Below are 22,010 nucleotides of genomic sequence, written 5' to 3' on the forward strand. Positions count from 1 at the left end.
TCCCCGGAAAGGTTCCCCATGAGATCCCCACGTGGGCTGGCGGCGATCGCCGGCCTGGCCCTCACCTTCGCGGTGCCGGCGATCCCGGCCACCGCCGCTCCCGTACCTCCCGCCGCCACCCCGCCCGAGGCGCTCGCCGCCCGCGCCGCCGACCAGGCTGCCCTCAGCGGCGCCGACCGGCTCGCGAAGGGCGCCGGGGAGGCCTTCGTCCGCACCGGGGTCACCCCGGGTGGCGGCGGGCTCTACTACGCCTCCTACCAGCGCACTTACCACGGCCTGCGGGTGGCCGGCGGCGACGCGGTGGTCGTCGCCGACGGCGCCGGGCGCGTCCGCGGCACCGAAGCCGCGCACACCGCCCCGATCACCGTCGGCACGCAGGCCGCCCTGAACGCCGAGCAGGCCATGAAGATCGCGAAGAGCAGACTCTCCACAGTGGACGCGGCAGCGGCGCCGGAGCTGGTCGTGCTGGCCGGGGACGCCCCGAAGCTCGCCTACGAGGTCGTCGTCGGCGGCCGCGACCGGGGCAAGCCCTCCCGCCTGCACGTCTTCGTCGACAGCACGACCGGGAAGGTCCTCGACACGCGTGACGACGTCCGCGAAGCGGGCACCGGCAACTCCTTCTACGCCGGCACCGTCTCGATCGACACGTCCGGCTCCGGCAGCTCCTACTCGATGACCGACCCCGGGCGCCGCGGCATCGCCTGCGGCCGCGAAGGCGGCTCGATCTTCACCAAGAGCAGCAACACCTGGGGCAACGGCTCCGGCACGGACCTGGAAACCGGCTGCGTCGACGTCCTCTACAGCGTCCAGACCGAGTGGAAGATGCTCGCCGACTGGCTCGGCCGCACCGGCATCGACGGGGCGGGCGGCGGGTTCCGCGCGAGCGTCGGCCTCAACGACGTCAACGCCTACTGGGACGGCTCCTCGACGCACTTCGGGCACTCGCAGGACAACCGCCGCCAGGCGACGCCGATGGACGTCGTCGGCCACGAGTTCGGCCACGCGATCTTCCAGACCACGCCGGGCGGCGCGGGCTCGGGCAACGAGAACGGCGGCCTCAACGAGTCCACCGGCGACATCTTCGGCGCGCTCACCGAGTTCTACGCCAACAACCCGAAGGACACGCCGGACTTCTCCGTCGGCGAGGGCGTCAACCTCGTCGGCCAGGGCCCGATCCGCTACATGGACAACCCGTCCAAGGTCGGCGACCCGAACTGCTACTCGGCTTCGATCCCGAGCACCGAGGTGCACGCCGCCGCGGGCCCGCAGAATCACTGGTTCTACCTCCTTTCCCAGGGCAGCGCGGCCAGCCCGACGTGCAACAACTCCACCGTCACCGGTGTCGGCATCCAGAAGGCGGGCAAGATCTTCTACAACGGCCTGCTGAAGAAGACCTCGTCGTGGAACCACCGCGCGGCCCGCAAGGCCACGCTGGAAGCGGCCGTCGCGCTGTTCCCGGGCAGCTGCACCGAGTTCGCCGCCACCAAGGCCGCCTGGGACGCCGTCAGCGTGCCCGCGGTCAGCGGTGAGCCCACCTGCACCGGCCAGCCGCCCGCCGGCAACGACTACTCGCTGACGCTGTCGCCGACCTCGGCGTCCGTCCAACCCGGACAGACGGCGACCACCACGGTGACCACCCGGATCACCTCGGGCACCGCCCAGACCGTGCAGCTGCTGGCCACCGGCCTGCCCAAGGGCGCGAAGGCGACGATCAGCCCGGCGAGCGTCCAATCCGGCGGCACGGCGACGCTGACCATCACCACCTCGGCGACCACGCCGCACGGCACCAGCCAGGTGACGGTCACCGGCGACGGCACCGACGCCGACCACACCGCGCAGTTCTCGCTCACCGTCGGCACTCCGCCGACCGGCTGCGACGGGCTCGCCGAATGGGACTCCGCCAAGGCGTACGTGCCGAACGACGTCGTCGGCCACAACGGTCACAAGTGGACGTCGCTGTGGTACTCGACCGGCGCCGAACCGGGCGCGCCCACGTCGTGGGCCGTCTGGAGCGACAGCGGCGTCTGCTGACCTACCCTGAACCGGTGGAAAGGCGGCCTGGGTGAGCGAGAGCGTCGGCGAACGCCTGCGTGAGCTGCGCACCGAACGCGGCCTCACACAGCGCGAACTCGCCGGGCCGCAGTACTCGGCGGCGTACGTGTCGTCGGTCGAGACCGGCGCCCGGACGCCGTCGGGCGACGCGCTGCGGTTCTTCGCCCGGCAGCTGGGCATCGACCCGGGCGAGCTGCTCGGCGGCCGGTCGCCGCGCGAGCTGCTCGAGCTGGACCTCGAGCTGATCGAGACGGCGGAACGGTTCCTGGCCGGCGACGCCCGCCGCGCGACCCCGCGGATGCAGCGGATCCGGCGCCGCGCCGAACGCCTGGACCGGCCGCGGCAGGCCGGGATCGCGCTGCTGTGGCTGGCCGGGTACTCGACCGGCGACGTCCGCACGAAGTACGTCGCCGAGGCCGAAACGGCCCTTGCGGGCGAGCCGCCGCCGGTGCGGGCGATGGTCGTGCCGCTGCGCGCGGCGGTGCTGACCGCGTGGGGCGAGGTGCAGTATTCGGTGCACCTGCTGGAAACCTGCCACGCCGAGCTGCTGCGCGACGGCTACCCGCAGCCGTCGATGCTGCTGACGCTGCGGGCCTGCCTGGCCGAGCGGCACCTGCGCCAGGGCGACCTGGAACGGGCCGCCGAGTACGCCGGCTCGGCGTTGCGGCTCACCCGTGGCGGCCCGGCGGTGCTCGCGGAGCTGACCCGCAGCCACGTCGAGGTGTGCCGCAGCCACCTGGCCGCGGACCGGTTCGCCGACGCCGCCGCGTCGGTCGCCGCGGCCTACGACCTGATGCAGGAACGGGCACTGCACCCGGCGATGGCGTACTGCCTGCTGGCCAGGGCCCGGGTCCGCGGCCGCTCGGGTGACGTCGAGGGCGCGCTGGCCGACCTCGGCGCGGCGCGGGAGACGGCGTGGCCGGACGACGTCCCGGCGATCACCGTCGAGCTCGCCGCGGAGTACCTCGCGGCGGGCCGGCTGGAGACGGCGGCGGCGCTGCTCGACCAGATCCGCCCGGCGATCGTGGCGGGCACGCCGCTGGCCGCGGAGCTGCGGCTGCAGCTGGGCTCGCTGGCCAGGGCCCGCGGGGACGCCCGGCGCGCGGCCGAGGACCTGCGGGCCGCCGTCGAGCTCGCCACCGGCCTGGGCGCGCGCGGGGTGCTGGTGCGTGCGCTGCGGCCGTTGAGCGAGCTGCTCGGCGAGACCGGGAAGCAGACGGAGGCGGCGGACGTGCTGCGGAACGGGCTGATCGCGCTGGGCGCGGAAGACGGGTAACCGGTTTCCGAGCGGTACCGGTGAATCCCGATGATCGAGATCGTCCGGCGTTCGGATGGTGTCCCCGACAATCCCTACGAAAGTCGTTCCGACGCGGAACGCGGCGGGAATGCCCTGCTGCGACGGGGTTTGTACGAATTGATCCGTGAATCCGTAACATACCGTTGGTCCGTTCGGCGCATTGACGCCCTGATCCACTGATCCTTTACTCGGATGCGTCCGGACGCATACCTCCTGTTGACCCCCCGGACACTTCTCCGTCTCCCCTTACCGGACCTCGATTCTGCCTTCATGGAAGGAAGACCTCGATGACCCATCGTGGGTTCAGCACGGGCTTGGCGGCCGCCGCCGGGCTCGCCATGACGCTCGCGTTACCGGTTACCCCGGCGAGCGCCGCTCCCCAAGCGCAGCCCGCCGCCCCCGAAGCGGCCGCCGCCCGCGCGGCCGACCGAGCCGCCGCCAGCGGTCTCGACGCCCTGCGTCGCGGCCCGGCCGAATCGTTCGAGCGCGTGGGGCTCACCGCCGGTGGCGGTGGCCTCTTCTACGGCGCCTACCAGCGCACCTACCAGGGCCTGCGGGTCGTGGGCGGGGACGCGGTGGTCGTCGCCGACGGCGCCGGGCGCGTCCGCGGCACCAGCGCCGCGGAGACCGCGCCCATCTCCGTCGGGACACAGGCACTGGTCGACGCGGCGAAGGCCGCGGCCACCGCACGCGCCCAGCTGCCCACTGTGGACAGTGTGAGCACACCGGAGAAGGTGGTGCTGGCCGGGACGAGCCCCAAGCTGGCCTACGAAGTCGTCGTCGCCGGGCGCACCGCCACGGCACCGAGCAACCTGCACGTGTTCGTCGACGCGGCGACCGGCGCGGTGCTCGACAAGCGGGACGACGTCAGGACGTTCGACTCCGGGGCGAAGCGCCAGGCGCAACCCGGCGCGGTGAACCTCGTCGGCGCCGGCAACAGCTATTACGCCGGCAACGTCTCCATCGACACGACGCAGTCCGGCAGCACGTACACCATGCGTGACCCGGGCCGCACCGGCATCAGCTGCGGCCGCGAAGGCGGTTCCGTCTACAGTGGACCGGACGACAGCTGGGGCAACGGCTCCGGCACCGACCTCGAGACCGGTTGCGTCGACGTCCTCTACAGCGTCCAGACCGAGTGGAAGATGCTCGCCGACTGGCTCGGCCGCAACGGCATCAACGGCAGCGGCACCGGCTACCCGGCGTCCGTCGGCCTCAACGACGTCAACGCGTACTGGAACGGCTCCTCGACGCACTTCGGCCACTCGCAGGACAACCAGCGCCAGGCCACCTCGATGGACGTCGTCGGGCACGAGTTCGGGCACGGCGTCTTCCAGTTCACCCCGGGTGGTTCCGGTTCGGGCAACGAGACCGGCGGCATGAACGAGTCGACCGGTGACATCTTCGGCGCGCTGACCGAGGCGTACGCGAACAACCCGAAGGACACCCCGGACTACGAGGTCGGCGAGGGCGTCAACCTGGTCGGTGGCGGCCCGATCCGCTACATGTACGACCCGTCGAAGGCCGGCGACCCGAACTGCTACTCGTCGTCGATCCCGAGCACCGAGGTGCACGCGGCGGCCGGCCCGCAGAACCACTGGTTCTACCTGCTGGCCGAGGGCTCGAACCCGGGTGGCGGCAAGCCGGTCAGCCCGACCTGCAACAACTCGTCGGTCACCGGCATCGGTGTCCAGAAGGCCGGCCAGATCTTCTACAACGGCCTGCTGAAGAAGACGTCGTCGTGGAACCACAAGGCCGCCCGCAAGGCGACCCTCGAAGCCGCGGTCGCGCTCTTCCCGGGCAGCTGCACCGAGTTCAACGCCACCAAGGCCGCGTGGAGCGCCATCTCCGTCCCGGCCGCCACCGGCGAGCCGGTCTGCGGCGGCGACCCGGACTACGCGGTCACGCTGAGCCAGTCGGCCGGGGTCGTCCGGCCGGGCGGCTCGACCAGCGTCATGGTGAACACCGAGCTCACCTCGGGCACGGCCCAGGCGATCACGCTGTCCGCCGCCGGCCTGCCCGACGGTGCCACGGCGACGTTCAGCCCGGCGACCGTCCAGGCGGGCGGCAGCTCGACGCTGACCATCGCGACGTCGTCGTCGACCCCGGACGGCGCCAGCCAGATCACCATCACCGCCGACGGGACCGCCACCGACCACACGGCGCAGTTCACGCTCACGGTCGACAGCTCCGCCTGCCCGCCGGTGACCAACTCGACGCGGCTCGACATCCCGGACTCCCCGGCAGCCGCGGTGAGCAGCACCAACACCATCACCGGCTGTGCACGCAACGCCTCCGCCACGACCAAGGTCGAGGTGCACATCGTCCACACCTACCGCGGTGACCTGGTCCTCGACCTGATCGCCCCGGACGGCACCGCCTACCGGCTGAAGAACAGCAGCAGCGATTCCGCCGACGACATCGACACCACCTACACCGTCAACGCCTCTTCCGAGGCCGCCAACGGTGCCTGGAAACTCCAGATCAAGGACGTGGCCGCCATCGACACCGGCTACCTCACCTCCTGGACGCTCACCATCTAGGCAACCCGAGGGCGGCACTTTCCCCGTGAAAGTGCCGCCCTCGGGCGTTCTCCCCAACCCCCACCGAAGGAAATCACCGCCATGAAGTGGAAGACACGACTCGGCGCCGGGGTCACCGCCCTCGCCGCCGTGCTGGGCGTTGTCAGCGCGCCAGCGGCCACCGCCGCGCCCGCCACGGCGCTCGCCGCGCCGGACATCTCACTGGCCAACGTCAAGGCCCACCTCAACCAGCTGCAGACCATCGCGAACAACAACGGCGGCACGCGCTCGCCGCGCGGCGCCGGCTACGCGGCCTCGGTGTCCTATGTGGAAAACCTGCTGAAGAACGCCGGGTACACGACCACGCGGCAGACCTGCACCAGCTGCATCGGGCAGTCCCAGAACCTGATCGCCGAGTGGCCGCAGGGCGACGCGAGCCAGGTCATCATGCTCGGCGCGCACCTCGACAGCGTGAGCGCGGGCCCCGGCATCAACGACAACGGCTCGGGCAGCGCGGCGATCCTCGAGACCGCGCTGACGCTCGCCCGCACCAACCCGGCGATGGCCAAGCGCGTCCGGTTCGCCTGGTGGGCCGACGAGGAGTCCGGCCTGGTCGGGTCCAAGTACTACGTCAACAACCTGCCGAGCAGCGAGCGCACGAAGATCAAGACCTACCTCAACTTCGACATGATCGGCTCGAAGAACTGGGGCTACTTCGTCTACGACGACGTCGCTTCGGTCAAGGCGATCTTCGACGAGTACTTCGCCTCGATCGGCATCCAGACCGAGGGCGACAGCGAAGGCGACGGCCGTTCCGACCACGCGTCCTTCAAGAGCGCGGGCATCCCGGTCGGCGGTCTCGCCACCGGCGCCGGCGACATCAAGAGCTCGGCGCAGGCGCAGAAGTGGGGCGGCACCGCGGGGTCGCCGTTCGACAACTGCTACCACCGCGCCTGCGACACGACGGCGAACATCCCGGACCCGCCGCTGGAGAAGAACAGCGACGCCATCGCCTACGCGCTCTGGAAGCTGGCCGTCGGCACGCCGCAGGGCAACGACTTCTCCGTGTCGCTGAACCCGGCGGCCGGGTCCGTCCAACCGGGACAGTCGATCCAGGTCGCGGTGAGCACCGCGACGACGGCCGGCTCGGCGCAGTCGATCTCGCTGTCCGCTTCGGGCCTGCCCGCGGGCGCGACGGCGTCCTTCAGCCCGGCCACCGTGCAGTCGGGTGGCGGCTCGACGCTGACCATCACGACCACGTCGTCGACGCCGACCGGCACCTTCCCGGTCACGGTGACCGCGGACGGCGCGGACGCCGACCACACGGCGTCGTTCTCGCTCGGCGTCGGCAGCTCGTCGTGCGCGCCGGTGACCAGCTCGACGCGCCTCGACATCCCGGACTACCCGGGTGCCGCGGTCGGCAGCACCGCGACCGTGGCGGGCTGCGCGCGCAACGCGTCCGCCACCACCAAGGTCGAGGTGCACATCACCCACACCTACCGCGGTGACCTGGTCCTCGACCTCGTCGCCCCGGACGGCACGGCGTACCGGCTGAAGAACTCCAGCAGCGACTCCACGCCGGACATAAACACCACCTACACCGTCAACGCCTCTTCCGAGGCCGCGAACGGCGCCTGGAAGCTGCAGATCAAGGATGTCGGCCCCGCCGACACCGGATACCTGTCCTCCTGGACGCTGACCGTCTGACCGGCCACTCGGGGGCGCCCTCGCCGGGGCGCCCCCGAGTTGTCTAGACCACCCGTTCGTCGGTAGTCGCCGGTTCCCCGCGGCGCTTATGTTGGACGGACACGCCGCGTTCGCCCTCGACGAGGATGGGAGCCGGTATGTCCGGTCGCTTGTTCGGAACCCTGCTGGCCACCTTGCTGGCCGTCCCGCTGCTCGTGCCGGCTCCCGCGCAGGGGGCGGTGCAGGCCGACACGTGCGCGGTGAAGTCGAGGCCCGCGGGCAAGGTCCTGCAGGGCTACTGGGAGAACTGGGACGGCGCCGCGAACGGCGTCCACCCCGGCCTGGGCTGGGTCCCGATCACCGACAGCCGGCTGGCACAGCACGGCTACAACGTCGTCAACGCCGCCTTCCCGGTGATCCGGTCCGACGGGACCGTGTTGTGGGAGAACGGGATGGACGCCGGGGTCAAGGTGTCGACGCCGGCCGAGATGTGCGCGGCGAAGGCCGCGGGCGCGACGATCCTGCTGTCCATCGGCGGGGCCGCCGCCGGGATCGACCTCTCGTCGTCCGCGGTGGCCGACCGGTTCGTCGCCACCGTCGTGCCGATCCTCAAGCAGTACAACTTCGACGGGATCGACATCGACATCGAGACCGGGCTGACCAACAGTGGCAACATCAAGACGCTTTCGGCGTCGCAGTCGAACCTGCTCCGGATCATCGACGGCGTGCTCGCGAAGATGCCGTCGAACTTCGGGCTCACGATGGCACCCGAGACCGCGTACGTCACCGGCGGCAGCATCACCTACGGCTCGATCTGGGGCGCGTACCTGCCGATCATCAAGAAGTACGCGGACAACGGCCGGCTGTGGTGGCTGAACATGCAGTACTACAACGGGTCGATGTACGGCTGCTCCGGCGACTCCTACCAGGCCGGGACCGTGCAGGGCTTCACCGTGCAGACGCAGTGCCTGAACAACGGCCTGGTCGTGCAGGGCACGACGATCCGGGTGCCCTACGACAAGCAGGTCCCCGGCCTGCCGGCCCAGCCGGGCGCGGGTGGCGGGTACATGTCGCCGAGCCTGGTTTCCCAGGCGTGGCGGTCGGTTCCGGGGCTGAAGGGCCTGATGGACTGGTCGATCAACTGGGACGGCTCGAAGGGCTGGACGTTCGGCAACAACGTCAAGTCCCTGCAGGGCCGCTGACGCGGTCGTGAGTGGTAATTCGGGTTAGAACCCGAATTACCACTCACGAGCCGGCCAGCTCGGAACGGACGAGTTCCAGGAGCCGGCCCAGCCAGTTGGCGCCGCCCGAGCTCCAGTACTTCGATGCCCGGTCGCTGTAGAGCAGGCGGGCCTCACCCGTGCCCAGCAACGTCGCCGCCATCGCCGGGTGGCGCTCGAACTTGTCCCGCAGCAGCGCCGCCATCACCCCCAGCCGGGCCGCCGGCCAGCCCGCCCGCCGGGGCGCCTCCTCGCCGAGGGTCCGGGCGTCGATTCCTCGGGGGGCGGCGGCGATCCGATCGCGCCAACCGGCGTCATCGGTGGACAGCGCCCAGTAGGCGTGCATGACGCTCGCGTACTCCCGGCCGCCGTGGTGCACCACCGCCGGGTAGTCGATCTGCAGGACCTCCGGACCCGCCGGATCGGGCCAGCCGCTCGGGTAGACGTGCCCGCCCACGGCCAGCGGGACGGTCGTCTCCGGTCCGTCCGCCACCCGCTGCGCCCCCGTTCGGGCGACACCGGCCTCGCGCCTGCGAAAGTAGCCGAGCGCCCACTCCCGGACCTCCGGGGTCACCGTGAGCGTCCGGCCCGGACGCCGGGCCGGGATCGTCTCGCCCGCCTCGGCGAGCAGGATCCGCACCGGGACGTCGTTCTGGTCCATGTCGCCGAGCACGAAGATCCGGCGGTGCTCGGGCACCGCGTGGTACGACTCGCGGACGGCCTCGAGGTTGGCACCGGTCGGATCCGCGGCGTACGCCAGCAACGCGTCCCAGCAGCGCCGGGAGGAGTCCGGCCGGTCGTTGAGCGCGTCCAGCTCGTCGGCGAGCTCGCCGATCACCGACTCCGGGGTCAGCCACGACTCCAGCGCGGGCACGGTGCCCTTCGCCGTGCCGGTGATGATCAGTGGTGCGCCCTCGGGCGGGGTCAGGGTCAGCGTGCCGTCGTCGAACGCGGCGCGGAGCCCGTCGAAGTCAGTCGATTCGTAGTGCCAGAGGACGGCGCCGTCCGCGAAGACGCCGAGCGTGGCGAGCGCGTAGTAATCACCTTTGTGGACGAAGACGAGGCGTTGCCGCCCCTCGACGACGTCGCCGCCGACCACGCGCGACGTCGGGGTGCTGTCCGGCATGCCGGCGAGCCTAACGGCAGATCAGGAGTCGCCGGCCGGGATCGGGTCGTCGTACTCGCCCGGCGGGCCGGCGTACTCGCGGTTGCCGTCCGGGAACGGCCACGGGTTCGGCACGCAGCCGTGCAGCCCGAGCGTCTGCTGCTCCATCACCGGCGCCGGTTTGCCGGGGCCGGGGCACAGCTCGTGACCCTGGCCGAGCCGGTGCCCGGTTTCGTGGGTGACCATGTACTGGCGGTAGAGGTCGAGCGGGGCGCCGTAGTCCGGCACGGCGTTGGCCCAGCGGGCCACGTTGAGCACGACGTTGCTGCCGTTGCGGCAGGAGGTGTAGCTGTCCGGCGTGCCGCCGCACAGCTTGTCGCGGCTGGCCGGCGTGGCGAGGTAGATGGTGAAGTCGGCCATGTCGGCCGGGCCGACCTGCTGCAGCCGCCACTGCCCGCCGGCGGTCCAGCCGCGCGGGTCGCCGAGGATGCCGCGGATCTTCGTGGCGAACTCGGCGGGCCCGACGCCCTCGATGTCGGTCTCGACGGCGATCCGGTAGCGCATCAGCCGGCCCGACTTCCCGGCGACCTCGTCGCTGCCGGGAGTGAACATCCACTGGCCGGACCCGGTTCGCGGGAAGGTGATGGCGGCCTCGACGGGCGCGGCCTGGGTGACGGGCTCCCGCTCGGCCGGCGGCGGCGGGATCGAGGTGGCCTCCCCGATGGCGGTGAGGACCGGCCCGGCCGCGGGCGCGGCGACCGGCTGCCGTTCCCCGCCGCATCCGCCCACCGCCAGGGCGAGCACGGCCACGGCCGCGGCTCGTCTCGCGGTTTTCGGCATGGATCCTCCCGGGGGTGCGCAGCTTCAGAAGGTCATACGGGCCAGGGCCGGGAAAAGTTGCGGTGAGCTGCGGTGGCGCAGCGTCACCGCAGCTCAGGCCTCCGACTGTGACGACGACCACAACACCCGCTGCGACGTTCGGCCCCACCGCGCCCCGGACACCACCCTCAACGGAGGCCGCCCTTGGGGCGCTTGAGACTCAGCCCAGGAACTTGCGGAGGACTTCCGTCACCTGGCGGATCTCCGCCGTCCGGACGTTCTCCTGCTTCGTGTGGGCCAACGTCGGGTTGCCCGGGCCGAAGTTCACCGCCGGCATGCCGCGGGCCGCGAAGCGCGCCACGTCCGTCCAGCCCAGCTTGGCCGCCGCGCGGCCGCCCGCCGCCGCCACCAGTTCCGCCGCCGCCGGGGCCGACAGGCCCGGGAGCGCGCCCGGGGACAAGTCCACAACGGACAGTTCGAACCCGGCGAACACCTCGCGCAGGTGGCGCTCGGCCGCCGCCGGGTCGCGGTCGGGGGCGAAGCGGTGGTTCACCGTCAGCACCGCCGCGTCCGGGACCACGTTGCCCGCCACGCCACCGCTGATCGACGTGGCCTGGAGGCCCTCGCGGTAGGTCAGCCCGTCGATGTCGACGATGCGCGGCGTGTACTCCCCCAGCCGCCGCAGCGGCTCGGCCAGCGCGTGGATCGCGTTCTCGCCCATCCACGCCCGCGCCGTGTGCGCCCGCTTCCCCGAAAGCCTCAGCTCGACGCGCATGGTGCCCTGGCAGCCGGCTTCGATCACGCCGTTCGACGGCTCGCCGACGATGGCCAGGTCGCCCGCCAGCCACTCCGGCAGCTCGCGCTCGATCCGGCCGAGGCCGTTCTTGACCGCTTCGACCTCTTCGTTGTCGTAGAACACGAAGGTGACGTCGTGCTTGGGCGACGGCAGCGTCGCCGCCAGGTGCAGGAAGACCGCGTCGCCGCCCTTCATGTCGACCGTGCCGAGGCCGTGCAGGATCTCTTCGTCGCCACTGCCTTCGCGTCGCGAGGGGAGGTTGCCGTTCTCCGGCACGGTGTCCAGGTGCCCGGCGAGCACGACCCGCGACCCGCGGCCGAGGTTCGTCCGGGCGAGCACGGCGTCGCCGTTGCGGACGACCTCGAGGTGCGGCGCCTGCGCCTGCAGCGCCTCCTGCACCGCCGTCGCGATCTCGGCCTCGGCGCCGGACACGCTGAAGGTGTCCACCAGCGCTGCGGTCAGGTCCACGGGATCGGCGTGCAGGTCGAGGCTCATGCCCCGCACGCTACCGTGGGGGTGTGCGCACGTTCGGAGTCGCCGTGGGCGGCGCGTTGCTGGTCCTGGTCCTGTCGGGTTGCGGGAACGAGGCCGGGCCCACGCCCCCGCGCCGGGGCGGCGAGCCCGGTCCGGACGCGCTGCCGACCAAGCTCGACGCGCTGACCGTCGACCAGTGCTACGCGAGCCCGCGCACCCAGCTGCCGAAGGGCTGTGAGAAGTACGTCACCGAGGTCGGCAACGTCCCGGGCGCGGCCCGCAAGCGCGCGGACGACCGCGACCCGCAGCTGACGGCCGAGGCCGGGAAGCTGGAGCAGGCCGTCGGGGCGTTCCGGAGCGCGGGCTGCACGACCGTGCCGGCCGCGGGCGGCCCGTGCTCGCAGGCGCTGGTCGACATCGCCGCCGCCCTTTCGGGCCTGAAGAAGCAGGTAGACGCGCGGCCCACGAGTGGTTGACGGGCGTCACTCGGCTACGGTGAAGGCCGTGAGCGAGCAGAGCCCGAACCCCGAAACGACCGGCGCCAGCGGCGTCGGGCTGGCCACCGTCACGACCGACGGGACGGTCCTCGACACCTGGTACCCGCATCCGAAGCTGATCGAGAACGACACTGCCGGCACCAAAGGCACGGAACGGCTCGGCGCCGAAGAGGCCACCGAGCTGCTCGGCGAGGCCGCCGTGGCGCTGCTCGGCCCGGACACCGACCGCGGGGTCGAGGTGGTCGCCGTCCGCACCACGATCGCCAGGCTGGCCGACGCGCCCGCGGACACTCACGACATGTACCTGCGGCTGCACCTGCTCTCGCACCGGCTGGTCCGCCCGCACGGCCAGAACCTCGACGGCATGTTCGGCCTGCTCGCCAACGTCGTGTGGACCAACCACGGCCCGTGCCCGGTCGAGGGCTTCGAGACGACCCGGCTGCGGCTGCGGGCGCGCGGCCCGGTGACCGTCTACAGCGTCGACAAGTTCCCGCGGATGGTCGACTACGTCCTGCCGTCCGGCGTCCGGATCGGCGACGCCGACCGCGTCCGGCTCGGCGCGCACCTGGCGTCCGGCACCACCGTGATGCACGAGGGCTTCGTCAACTTCAACGCCGGCACGCTCGGCGCGTCGATGGTCGAGGGCCGGATCTCGGCCGGCGTGGTCGTCGGCGACGGCTCGGACGTCGGCGGCGGTGCGTCGATCATGGGCACGCTCTCCGGCGGTGGCAAGGAGACGATCTCCCTCGGCGAGCGCTGCCTGATCGGCGCGAACGGCGGCGTCGGGATCTCGCTGGGCGACGACGCGGTGGTCGAAGCGGGCCTGTACGTGACGGCGGGCACGAAGGTCGTCGTCGAGGGCAAGGTCGTCAAGGCCCGCGAGCTCAACGGCATTTCCGGCGCGGTGTTCCGCCGCAACTCGGCGACGGGCGCGGTCGAAGTCGTGCCGCGGACCGGCTCCGGCGTCACGCTGAACGCGGCGCTCCACGCCAACGACTGACGGCGGTCGTTCACCTACCATTCATGTGGTGACCACCGAATCGTTGCGTCGCACGCCGGCCGAGCTGGGGCTGCCGGACGCGCCCGTCGAAGCGCGTCCGGCCGACCCGGCGGTCCACCACGTGCGGGCCAAGCTCGACCGCGAGATCCGCGCGTTGCTGGCGTACGAGCCGGGCACGCGCTCGGGCGCCGATCCGGAGGACCTGCACCAGATGCGGGTGGCGCTGCGCCGGATGCGCAGCGTCCTGAAGCTGTCGGGCAAGCTGGTCGGCGACGGCGCGGAGCCGGTGCGCGCGGAGCTGGGCTGGCTCGGCCAGTCCCTCGGCGAGGTGCGCGACTACGACGTGCTGATCGGGCACCTGCGCGAGGTGATCGCCGACTTCGAGGTCCGCGACCAGGCCCCGGGCCGCCGCCTGGTGTCGAAGTTCGTCACCGAGCGCGCCTCGGCGAAGCGGCGCCTGACGCGGGCGTTGTCGAGTGCCCGGTATTCGACGTTGCTGCGCGAGGTGAGCCTGCTGACCCGGGCGGAACCCGTTGCGGAGGCCGACCGGCCGCACGACCTGATCGCGGGCCTGGCGAAGCCGCACCGGAAGCTGGCGAAGGCGGTTCGCGCGCTGCCCGCGGACCCTCCGGACGACGACCTGCACGCGCTGCGCATCCACGGCAAGAAGCTGCGGTACGCGGCGGAGCTGGCCCAGACGTCGGCGAAGAAGAAGCAGGCGCCCAGGATCAAGCGCCTGCTGAAGGCGACGAAGGACTTCCAGACGGTGCTCGGTGATCACCAGGACGCGGTGATCGCGGCGGAGCGGATGCGCACGGTCCTGGAGTCGGCGGACGGCCCGCTGGGGTTCGTGGCCGGCCGCATCGCCGAGCGCGAGCTGGGCCGCCGCGCCGAGGCCCGCGCGGTCTGGCGCGAGTCGTGGGCAGCGGTGGACGCCGCCGCCAAGGCCCTCCACGCCTGACCGGGCTCGCCTCCCCGCCTCGCCGGTCGTGCCCGGCAAGGCGGGTTCCCACCCGGCTTGCCGGTCACGAGCCGGAGATCGACCAGACGTACCCGTCCGGGCGGACGAGCACCCGGCGGCCATCGGTGGCTTCGTAGGCCGCGTAGGCGTGGCCGCCCTCGTCGACCAGGTCCGTTCCGGTCGGCACGCTTCCCGGCGGCAGGATCCGGTGGCCCGAGGTCGGGCGGTCGCCGAACACCAGCTCCGTCGCGTGCGGGCCGCGGAACAGCTCGAACAGCCGCACCCGCTTGCCGTTCGCGTCCACCAGCGGCGCGTCCGGCGCCCGGTCCCCCGGCCGCAGCTCCCCCGTGCCGGCCGGCGACAGCGGGCCGCCGCGGTAGGTGATGTCCAGCTGCTGCGTGTCCTCCCCGCGCCGGTGGGCGTCCTCGTCGCCGTCGACGTACTTCTGCAGCAGGCCCGCCGTGACGCCCAGCACCCGGGCCGCGACCGTCCGCCGCTCGCTCTCGTAGCTGTCCAGCAGCTCCGGTGAGCCGTCCGCGAGCTTCCAGCCCAGGTTGTAGCCGTCCTGGATCCCGGTGTTCAGGCCCTGCCCGCCCGTCGGCGGGTGGACGTGCGCCGCGTCGCCGGCCAGGAACACGCGGCCCTCGCGGAAGCGGGCCGCCAGCCGGATGTTCGGCCGCCACACCGTCGACCACGCCAGGCCGGACAGCTTGACCGCGCCGCCGCTCAGCTCGTCGAGCCGGGCCTGGACCGCGGGCAACGCGGTCTCGACGTCGGTCTCGCCCTCGCCGAGGGCGGCGCCGAACTGGAAGTGCGGCGTGCCCGGCAGCGGGCTGAACATCATGCCGCTCATCGGCTCGTCCGGCGTCGCGAACCAGTGGCCGTGCTCCCGGTCCAGCCCCTCGGCCACGACGTCGCCGAGCAGCATCCGGATCGACTCGTCGGTCGTGCCCTCGAACGGGATCCCCAGCGCCTTGCGCACGAAGCTCTTGCCGCCGTCGGCGCCGACCAGGTACTCCGCGCGGACGGTCTCGCCCGTGCCCAGCGTCGCCGTGACGCCGGCTTCGTCCTGCTCGAAGCCGGTCAGCGCGGTGTCCAGTTCGACGCGCACGCCGAACTCGGCCAGCCGGTCGCGCAGGATGCCCTCGGTCTGCGACTGCCCCAGGAACCAGCCCGTCGGATACGGCCGCGACGGTGTCGGCTCGACCAGGTCGAACATCATCCGCTCGCCGACCACCTCGCCGCCGAGGTGGATCTTCGTCGGCACCGGGGCCATGCCCGCGGCCAGCACCGCGTCGAGCACGCCCAGGTCCTCGAACACCTCCAGCGTGCGCGGCTGCAGCCCGTCGCCGCGCGAACCGGCGAAGTACTCCGCCGCCTTGTCGATGATCCGCACGGCGACGTCGCGCCGCGCCAGCTCGATGGCCAGCGTCAGCCCGGTCGGTCCCGCTCCCGCGATCAGCACCCGAGTGTCCATGTCACCCTCCCAGTGAATTTAAGTTCAGTGAATCTGGATTCAGAATGACGCTGCTAGCGTCCCGTGTCAAGGGAGGTGGCGATGACGGCGACGAGCCGGAAGGAAAAGGCCGCGGAGACCGAGGCCGCGCTCAAGGCCGCGGCCAAGCGCGTGTTCGCCCGGAAGGGCTACCTGAACACGAAGATCACCGACATCACCGCCGAGGCGGGCCGGGCCGCGGGGTCGTTCTACAACCACTTCGCGGGCAAGGAAGAGCTCCTCGAGGCGCTCATGGCCGACATCGCGGCCTCGGGCGACGAGAGCGCCGACAGCGAAGACCACCTGGCCGACTTCAGCGACCCGGCGGCCGTGCGCTGGCACGTCAAGCAGTACTGGGACTTCTACCGGGACAACGCCGCGACCATGCTGGCCCTGCGCCAGGCGGCGATGGTGAGCGACTCGTTCGCGCGGACGGTGGCGCAGTTCGGCGCGTCCCAGGCAGCCGACCTCGACGACCACCTCGCGTACATCACCCGCGCCGGAATGCGGCTGCCGGCGGATCCGCACCGCTGCGGCATGCTGATCTACAACCTCGTCGACGCCTTCGCGGCGACGTGGCTGCACGATCCACCGACGGGCTGGACGCCGCCGACCGACGAGGAGGCGATCGAACTGCTCACCCGGTTCGTCTACCGGGGTCTCACGGGCCGGGACTACTGAGTCAGCCGCTCCACGGCGGCGTCGATGCGCTCGTCCGTCGCGGTCAGCGCGACGCGGACGTGCTTGCCGCCCTTCGGGCCGTAGAACGTCCCGGGCGCGACCAGGATGCCGCGCTCGGCCAGCCACCGGACGGTCGCCGACGAGTCCTCGTCGCGGGTGGCCCAGAGGTAGAGCCCCGCTTCGGAGTGGTCGATGCGGAAGCCGTTGTCCAGCAACGCCTTGCGCAGGACGAGCCGGCGGCGGGCGTAGCGCTCGCGTTGCGCGTGCAGGGCCTCGTCGTCGGTCAGGGCGGCGACCATCGCCTCCTGGACCGGCCGCGGCACGATCATGCCCGCGTGCTTGCGGACTTCCAGGAGCTGCGCGATCAGGCGGGGGTCACCGGTCAGGAACCCGGCGCGGTAGCTGGCGAGGTTCGCCGACTTCGACAGCGAGTGCACCGCGATCAGCCCGTCGGTCCGGCCGTCGCAGACGTCCGGGTGCAGCACCGACCGCGGGTCGGCCTCCCAGCCGAGCGCCAGGTAGCACTCGTCGGAGACCACGACGACGTCACGCTCGCGGGCCCACTCGACGACCTTGCGCAGGTGATCGACCGGCAGCACCTGGCCGGTCGGGTTGGACGGCGAGTTCAGCCAGATCATCGCCGGCTTCTGCGGGCCGAGCGCGACCGTGCTGTCGGCGCGCAGGATCGACGCGCCCGCCAGCAGCACGCCGACCTCGTACGTCGGGTACGCCAGCTCCGGGATGACGACGAGGTCACCGGGGCCGAGGCCGAGCAGGCGCGGCAGCCAGGCCACGGCCTCCTTGGAGCCGATCGTCGGCAGCACGGCGTCCGGCTCGATGCCGTCGACGCCGTGCCGCCGCGAAAGCGCTCCCCTCGCGGCTTCCCGCAGGGCCGGGATGCCGTGGGTGGTCGGGTACCCGGGGATCTCCGACACCGACGCGAGCGCGGCGCGGATGCCGTCCGGGACCAGGTCGACCGGTGTGCCGATGGAGAGGTCGACGACCCCGCCGGGATGCGCCTGCGCCGTGGCCTTGACCTCGGCGAGCGAATCCCAGGGGAAGTCGGGCAGCGCGATCCGGTTCATTCGCCCTGCGGGGGCAGCGCCTTCACGAAGGCCGGGTCGTGCGCGGTCTTGCCCACCTTGGACGCGCCGCCGGGCGAGCCCAGCTCGTCGAAGAAGTCGACGTTGGCCTTGGTGTAGTCCGACCAGTTGTCCGGGACGTCGTCCTCGTAGTAGATCGCCTCGACCGGGCAGACCGGCTCGCAGGCGCCACAGTCGACGCACTCGTCCGGGTGGATGTACAGCATCCGCTCGCCCTCGTAGATGCAGTCCACGGGGCACTCGTCGATACACGCCTTGTCGAGCACGTCGACGCAGGGCTCGGCGATCACGTAGGTCACTGCGCACTCCTGCTTATCTCTGCAAAGACAGTCTCTGCAAACAGCCAGTCGGTGCCGACATTACGCGGCATCGGCACCCGTTCGGTTGGTGAGGCAAGCCTTAGCCATACCCGGGGTATGGGACTCACCTGTCCCGGCGGCGCGGGGGCGGGGTCGCCCGGGCGTCACCGGTGATGACGAAGCGCGGCTTCGGGGCTTCGTCTTCGGTCTTCTTCTCCCCCACGGCTCGGTTGAACCCTTCGGCGATCTCGTCGACCAGCTTCTCGTTGTGCCGCTCGTCCTTGCGCTGGATACCCACGACCCGCCTCCTGACGAAATCCGCTCCCGCGGCTTTCACCGCTCCGTCACAATCTAGCGGTGAACGCCCTCGAGAAGCTCGAAATCACCTGCAGCAAAGCATGGCCGCCGCTGGCGGAGGATCCCTTGGGTGAGTGGCGTCTGCGCTGGGCGGACGGCTTCACCGGGCGCGCCAACAGCGCACTCGCCGTCGGGGACGCCGGCCGGCCGCTCGCGGAGGCGCTGCGCGCGGTGTGTGATTTCGCCCACGATCGGGGGATCGCTCCGATGGTGCAGGTGGTCCGGGACAGCCCGAACGAGCGCGCGATCACCGCGGCCGGCTGGGTGCCGGCCACCGGGCACGGCGCGGGCCACGAGGTCGAGGTGCTGACCGCGCGCATCGGTGAAGGTGACGGCTCGAGTCCCCGAGACGCAGCTTTCACCGGGAAAGTGGCGGACGAACCCGTGCCCGGCTGGTTCGAGCTCGCGATGCGGCCCGGTGAGGACTCCCCGGCCGCGCGGCAGGTCCTGACCGGCGGGAAGATCGGCTACGGCGCCGCGGTGGTCGACGGCGTCCTCGCCGGGGTCGTCCGCGGCGCACTGGTCGACGACTGGCTGCACGTCGGCCGCCTCGAAGTCGCCCCGGCCTTCCGCCGCCGCGGGCTGGCGTCGGCGCTGATGGGCGCGGTGGAGACGTGGGGCGTGGAACACGGGGCGGGCCACGCGGTGTTGCAGGTCGCGGAGGGGAACTCGGGCGCGCTCGCGCTCTACGCGGGACTCGGCTACGTCCCGCACCACAGATACCGGTACTGGGTGCCCGCACCCGGCTCGTGCGAGGATTCGACGTCGTGAAGATCGTGGTAGTGGTCGGCGGAGTGGGCGGGGCCCGCTTCCTGCTGGGTGTCAAGGCGGCGCTGGGCATGCCCGCCGAAGGGAGTTCCGACTCGCCGCACGAGGTGACGGCGCTGGTCAACACCGGCGACGACGTCTGGATGCACGGGCTGCGGATCTGTCCCGACCTGGACACCTGCATGTACACCCTGGGCGGCGGGATCGACAAAGAACGCGGCTGGGGGCACTCGGGCGAGACCTGGGTGGTCAAGGAGGAGCTGGCCGCCTACGGCGCCGAGCCGACCTGGTTCGGCCTCGGCGACAAGGACATCGCCACCCACCTGATCCGGTCGCGGATGCTGCGGGCGGGCTACCCGCTCTCGGCCGTCACCGAGGCACTGTGCGACCGCTGGCAGCCCGGCGTCCGGCTGCTGCCGATGTCCGACGACCGGGTCGAGACGCACGTCGTGATCGACGACCCGGAGCAGGACGGGCAGCAGAAGGCGGTCCACTTCCAGGAGTGGTGGGTGCGCTACCGCGCCGAGCCGAAGGCGCATTCGATCGTCGCGGTCGGCAACGACGAGGCCAAGCCCGCGCCGGGCGTGCTGGAGGCGATTTCGGGCGCCGACGCCGTGCTGTTCGCGCCGTCGAACCCGGTCGTCTCGGTCGGCACCGTGCTGGGTGTGCCGGGAGTGCGGGACGCGCTGCGCAAGACGTCGGCCGGGGTCGTCGGGGTGTCGCCGATCATCGGCGGCAAGGCGCTGCGCGGGATGGCCGACGCGTGCCTGACCGCGATCGGCGTCGAGACGTCCGCGGAGGCGGTCGGCCGGCACTACGGCTCGCGCATGGACGGCGGCGTCCTCGACGGCTGGCTGATCGCCGAGGGCGAGACGGCCGACGTGCCGGGCGTGACCGTCCGCGACGTCCCGCTGCTGATGTCCGATGTGGACGCGACCGCGGCGATGGCCCGCGCCGCCCTGGAACTGGCTGGAGCCCCTGTTGACCAACACCGCTGACCACGCTGCACTTAAGCTGGAGATCCTGCCCGTCACCGGGCTGCCGGAGTTCCGCCCGGGCGACGACCTGACCGGCGCGATCGTGGCCGCCGCGCCCTGGCTGCGCTCCGGCGACGTCCTGGTCGTGACCAGCAAGATCGTCTCCAAGGCCGAGGGCAGGCTCGTGAAGGTGTCCTCGGACCCCGAGGCCCGCGACGCCGAACGCCGGAAGCTCGTCGAGCAGGAGGCCGTGCGGATCGTCGCGCGGATCGCGCGCACCGTGATCACCCAGAACCACCTGGGGATCGTGCAGGCCGCGTCCGGGATCGACGCGTCCAATGTGGCCGGTGACGAGGTCGCGCTGCTGCCCGCCGACCCGGACGCCTCGGCGCTGGCGCTGCGCAACGGGCTGCGGGAGCGGCTCGGCGTCGAGGTCGCCGTCGTCGTCACCGACACGATGGGCCGGGCCTGGCGGGTCGGGCAGACCGACGCCGCCATCGGTTCGTCCGGGCTGCGCGTGCTGCACGCCTACCGCGGGCAGGTCGACGGCCAGGGCAACGAGCTGGCCGTCACCGAGGTCGCCGTCGCCGACGAGCTCGCCGCGGCCGCCGACCTGGTCAAGGGCAAGCTCGGCGGGACGCCGGTCGCGGTGGTCCGCGGGCTCTCGATCGAGGACGACGGCTCGACCGCGCGCGACCTGATCCGCCCGCTGGAGGAGGACCTCTTCCGGCTGGGCGCCAACGAAGCCGTCGCGCAGGGCCGCCGGGAAGCGGTCCCGGCCCGGCGCTCGGTGCGGCAGTTCGCGGACGAGCCGGTCTCCCCGACCTCGATCCGGCGGGCGGTGGGGGCGGCGCTGACCGCTCCCGCGCCGCACCACACGCACCCGGTGCGGTTCGTCTGGCTGCGCGACTCCGGCGTCCGGAAGAAGCTGCTGGACGCGATGCGCGAGTCCTGGCAGGCCGATCTCGAGTCCGACGACTTCACCCAGGAGCAGATCGCGAAGCGGCTCAGCCGGGGCGACATCCTGTACCGGGCCCCGGAGGTCGTCATCCCGTTCCTGGTCCCGGACGGCGCGCACACCTACCGCGACGACCGCCGCAACGCCTGCGAGAAGACGATGTTCACGGTGGCGGGCGGGGCCGCGGTGCAGGGCCTGCTGGTCGCGTTGGCCGCCGAAGGCCTGGGGTCGTGCTGGATCGGCTCGACGATCTTCGCCGCCGACGTCGTCCGCGAAGTCCTCGGCCTGGACGAGCGCTGGCAGCCGCTGGGTTCGGTCGCCATCGGCGTCCCGCTCACCGAGCCGGCCCCCCGCGGCCCGGCGCTGGCCGGGGAAGGGCTGCTGGAGCTGTGAGCCTGCACGCGGACGCCGTCGCGACGCTTTCGTCGTGGCGGCCTGCGGCCGCTTCCCAGGAGTCGCTGCGCCAGGCGTTCCTCGGGTTCCTGGCCGCACGTGACGATTCCTGCCGGCGCTCCTGCGAGGCCGGGCACCTGACGGCGTCGGCGGTGGTGCTGGACCACACCGGCACCCAGGTGCTGCTGACCCTGCACCCGCGGGTCGGCCGGTGGCTGCAGCTCGGCGGCCACTGCGAGCCGTCGGACACGTCGCTGGCCGGGGCGGCGCTGCGGGAGGCCACCGAGGAGTCGGGGATCACCGGGCTGCGTCTCGTCGCGGAGCCGGTCCACCTCGACGTCCACCCGATCACCTGCTCGCTCGGGGTGCCCACCCGCCACTTCGACGTCCGGTTCGCCGTGCACGCCCCGCCCGGTGCTTCGCCGGTGCGCAGCGACGAGTCCGACGACCTGCGGTGGTGGCCGGTGGACGCGCTGCCCGCGGGCTCGGAAGATCTCGCCGATCCGGTGAAAGCGGCCGTTCCTGTCGGTGCCGGGCGATAACCTGGTCC

The 22,010-nt window shown here is 72.1% G+C and carries 20 protein-coding genes; 13 read left to right on the top strand and 7 right to left on the bottom strand.

Features of this window, described 5'->3' with window-relative positions; translation table 11 throughout:
* Nucleotides 1-18 precede the first annotated feature (18 nt).
* The 5 genes from ACWED2_RS39910 to ACWED2_RS39930 all read left to right on the top strand — a co-directional run bounded on the left by ACWED2_RS39910 (nucleotide 19) and on the right by ACWED2_RS39930 (nucleotide 8,759).
* Entirely contained in the window at nucleotides 19-2,031 is a 2,013-nt protein-coding gene (locus ACWED2_RS39910; RefSeq protein ID WP_449695705.1) for a M4 family metallopeptidase, read from the top strand.
* Between the two features lie 31 nt (nucleotides 2,032-2,062).
* Entirely contained in the window at nucleotides 2,063-3,328 is a 1,266-nt protein-coding gene (locus ACWED2_RS39915) for a helix-turn-helix domain-containing protein (RefSeq protein ID WP_449695706.1), read from the top strand.
* Nucleotides 3,329-3,636: 308 nt separating this feature from the next.
* Nucleotides 3,637-5,892, top strand: a complete 2,256-nt coding sequence (locus tag ACWED2_RS39920) for a M4 family metallopeptidase (RefSeq protein ID WP_449695707.1) — start codon at nucleotides 3,637-3,639, stop codon at nucleotides 5,890-5,892.
* A gap of 81 nt (nucleotides 5,893-5,973) precedes the next feature.
* Nucleotides 5,974-7,578 carry a M28 family metallopeptidase gene (locus ACWED2_RS39925; RefSeq protein WP_449695708.1) on the top strand — a complete coding sequence of 535 codons (1,605 nt, stop codon included), beginning with the start codon at nucleotides 5,974-5,976 and terminating at the stop codon, nucleotides 7,576-7,578.
* 137 nt (nucleotides 7,579-7,715) lie between these two features.
* Nucleotides 7,716-8,759 (top strand): chitinase, encoded by a 1,044-nt coding sequence (locus ACWED2_RS39930; protein WP_449695709.1) that lies wholly within the window; start codon nucleotides 7,716-7,718, stop codon nucleotides 8,757-8,759.
* Nucleotides 8,760-8,802: 43 nt separating this feature from the next.
* Here the strand turns inward: ACWED2_RS39930 and ACWED2_RS39935 are convergent, their stop codons facing one another.
* The 3 genes from ACWED2_RS39935 to dapE all read right to left on the bottom strand — a co-directional run bounded on the left by ACWED2_RS39935 (nucleotide 8,803) and on the right by dapE (nucleotide 11,992).
* Nucleotides 8,803-9,903 (bottom strand): NADAR family protein, encoded by a 1,101-nt coding sequence (locus ACWED2_RS39935; protein WP_449695710.1) that lies wholly within the window; start codon nucleotides 9,901-9,903, stop codon nucleotides 8,803-8,805.
* A gap of 21 nt (nucleotides 9,904-9,924) precedes the next feature.
* Nucleotides 9,925-10,722: a DUF3152 domain-containing protein gene (locus ACWED2_RS39940; RefSeq protein WP_449695711.1), complete on the bottom strand. Its 798-nt coding sequence runs from the start codon at nucleotides 10,720-10,722 to the stop codon at nucleotides 9,925-9,927.
* A 199-nt stretch (nucleotides 10,723-10,921) separates the two neighbouring features.
* Entirely contained in the window at nucleotides 10,922-11,992 is a 1,071-nt protein-coding gene (dapE, locus tag ACWED2_RS39945) for a succinyl-diaminopimelate desuccinylase (RefSeq protein WP_449695712.1), read from the bottom strand.
* A gap of 44 nt (nucleotides 11,993-12,036) precedes the next feature.
* Between dapE and ACWED2_RS39950 the strand changes: the two genes are divergently transcribed.
* The 3 genes from ACWED2_RS39950 to ACWED2_RS39960 are packed head-to-tail and all read left to right on the top strand — an operon-like array spanning nucleotide 12,037 to nucleotide 14,429.
* The gene (locus ACWED2_RS39950; RefSeq protein ID WP_449695741.1) at nucleotides 12,037-12,447 is read left to right on the top strand and encodes a hypothetical protein; all 411 of its coding nucleotides are present in this window, start codon (nucleotides 12,037-12,039) and stop codon (nucleotides 12,445-12,447) included.
* Between the two features lie 28 nt (nucleotides 12,448-12,475).
* Nucleotides 12,476-13,468, top strand: coding sequence for a 2,3,4,5-tetrahydropyridine-2,6-dicarboxylate N-succinyltransferase (gene dapD / locus ACWED2_RS39955; RefSeq protein WP_449695713.1), 993 nt, complete (start codon nucleotides 12,476-12,478; stop codon nucleotides 13,466-13,468).
* Between the two features lie 28 nt (nucleotides 13,469-13,496).
* A complete protein-coding gene (locus ACWED2_RS39960; RefSeq protein WP_449695714.1) occupies nucleotides 13,497-14,429 on the top strand; it encodes a CHAD domain-containing protein in 933 nt (310 codons plus the stop codon).
* A 64-nt stretch (nucleotides 14,430-14,493) separates the two neighbouring features.
* On the opposite strand, the gene ACWED2_RS39965 is transcribed toward ACWED2_RS39960, so the two are convergent.
* Nucleotides 14,494-15,906 carry an FAD-dependent monooxygenase gene (locus tag ACWED2_RS39965; protein WP_449695715.1) on the bottom strand — a complete coding sequence of 471 codons (1,413 nt, stop codon included), beginning with the start codon at nucleotides 15,904-15,906 and terminating at the stop codon, nucleotides 14,494-14,496.
* Between the two features lie 81 nt (nucleotides 15,907-15,987).
* Here ACWED2_RS39965 and ACWED2_RS39970 point away from each other — a divergent pair, with 81 nt between their 5' ends.
* Nucleotides 15,988-16,605 carry a TetR/AcrR family transcriptional regulator gene (locus ACWED2_RS39970; RefSeq protein WP_449695716.1) on the top strand — a complete coding sequence of 206 codons (618 nt, stop codon included), beginning with the start codon at nucleotides 15,988-15,990 and terminating at the stop codon, nucleotides 16,603-16,605.
* Here ACWED2_RS39970 and dapC read toward each other — a convergent pair.
* The 3 genes from dapC to ACWED2_RS39985 all read right to left on the bottom strand — a co-directional run bounded on the left by dapC (nucleotide 16,599) and on the right by ACWED2_RS39985 (nucleotide 18,305).
* Nucleotides 16,599-17,690, bottom strand: a complete 1,092-nt coding sequence (gene dapC / locus ACWED2_RS39975; protein ID WP_449695717.1) for a succinyldiaminopimelate transaminase — start codon at nucleotides 17,688-17,690, stop codon at nucleotides 16,599-16,601. The genes ACWED2_RS39970 and dapC overlap by 7 nt on opposite strands.
* Nucleotides 17,687-18,007 (bottom strand): ferredoxin, encoded by a 321-nt coding sequence (fdxA, locus tag ACWED2_RS39980; RefSeq protein WP_091304417.1) that lies wholly within the window; start codon nucleotides 18,005-18,007, stop codon nucleotides 17,687-17,689. The genes dapC and fdxA overlap by 4 nt, the downstream gene beginning before the upstream one ends.
* A 124-nt stretch (nucleotides 18,008-18,131) precedes the next feature.
* A complete protein-coding gene (locus ACWED2_RS39985; protein WP_449695718.1) occupies nucleotides 18,132-18,305 on the bottom strand; it encodes a hypothetical protein in 174 nt (57 codons plus the stop codon).
* 59 nt (nucleotides 18,306-18,364) lie between these two features.
* Between ACWED2_RS39985 and ACWED2_RS39990 the strand changes: the two genes are divergently transcribed.
* Genes ACWED2_RS39990 through ACWED2_RS40005 form a run of 4 tightly spaced genes read left to right on the top strand, consistent with a single transcriptional unit; the run spans nucleotide 18,365 to nucleotide 22,002 of the window.
* On the top strand, nucleotides 18,365-19,135 hold the full coding sequence (locus tag ACWED2_RS39990; RefSeq protein WP_449695719.1) for a GNAT family N-acetyltransferase: 771 nt from the start codon (nucleotides 18,365-18,367) through the stop codon (nucleotides 19,133-19,135).
* Nucleotides 19,132-20,130: a 2-phospho-L-lactate transferase gene (cofD, locus tag ACWED2_RS39995; RefSeq protein ID WP_449695720.1), complete on the top strand. Its 999-nt coding sequence runs from the start codon at nucleotides 19,132-19,134 to the stop codon at nucleotides 20,128-20,130. The genes ACWED2_RS39990 and cofD overlap by 4 nt, the downstream gene beginning before the upstream one ends.
* A complete protein-coding gene (locus ACWED2_RS40000) occupies nucleotides 20,057-21,460 on the top strand; it encodes a coenzyme F420-0:L-glutamate ligase (protein ID WP_449695721.1) in 1,404 nt (467 codons plus the stop codon). The genes cofD and ACWED2_RS40000 overlap by 74 nt, the downstream gene beginning before the upstream one ends.
* Nucleotides 21,457-22,002 carry an NUDIX hydrolase gene (locus tag ACWED2_RS40005; protein WP_449695722.1) on the top strand — a complete coding sequence of 182 codons (546 nt, stop codon included), beginning with the start codon at nucleotides 21,457-21,459 and terminating at the stop codon, nucleotides 22,000-22,002. Before ACWED2_RS40000 ends, ACWED2_RS40005 begins: the two co-directional genes overlap by 4 nt.
* Nucleotides 22,003-22,010 lie beyond the last annotated feature (8 nt).

This window comes from Amycolatopsis sp. NPDC005003 (assembly GCF_053600695.1).

Excerpts from the sequence above, each read along its gene's own strand:
- dapC (WP_449695717.1), bottom strand. The coding sequence starts at position 17,690 with ATGAACCGGATCGCGCTGCCCGACTTCCCCTGGGATTCGCTCGCCGAG.
- ACWED2_RS40000 (WP_449695721.1), top strand. The coding sequence starts at position 20,057 with ATGTGGACGCGACCGCGGCGATGGCCCGCGCCGCCCTGGAACTGGCTG.
- dapE (WP_449695712.1), bottom strand. The coding sequence starts at position 11,992 with ATGAGCCTCGACCTGCACGCCGATCCCGTGGACCTGACCGCAGCGCTG.
- ACWED2_RS39930 (WP_449695709.1), top strand. The coding sequence starts at position 7,716 with ATGTCCGGTCGCTTGTTCGGAACCCTGCTGGCCACCTTGCTGGCCGTC.
- ACWED2_RS39940 (WP_449695711.1), bottom strand. The coding sequence starts at position 10,722 with ATGCCGAAAACCGCGAGACGAGCCGCGGCCGTGGCCGTGCTCGCCCTG.
- ACWED2_RS39970 (WP_449695716.1), top strand. The coding sequence starts at position 15,988 with ATGACGGCGACGAGCCGGAAGGAAAAGGCCGCGGAGACCGAGGCCGCG.
- ACWED2_RS39935 (WP_449695710.1), bottom strand. The coding sequence starts at position 9,903 with ATGCCGGACAGCACCCCGACGTCGCGCGTGGTCGGCGGCGACGTCGTC.
- ACWED2_RS39925 (WP_449695708.1), top strand. The coding sequence starts at position 5,974 with ATGAAGTGGAAGACACGACTCGGCGCCGGGGTCACCGCCCTCGCCGCC.
- ACWED2_RS39910 (WP_449695705.1), top strand. The coding sequence starts at position 19 with ATGAGATCCCCACGTGGGCTGGCGGCGATCGCCGGCCTGGCCCTCACC.
- ACWED2_RS39920 (WP_449695707.1), top strand. The coding sequence starts at position 3,637 with ATGACCCATCGTGGGTTCAGCACGGGCTTGGCGGCCGCCGCCGGGCTC.
- ACWED2_RS39965 (WP_449695715.1), bottom strand. The coding sequence starts at position 15,906 with ATGGACACTCGGGTGCTGATCGCGGGAGCGGGACCGACCGGGCTGACG.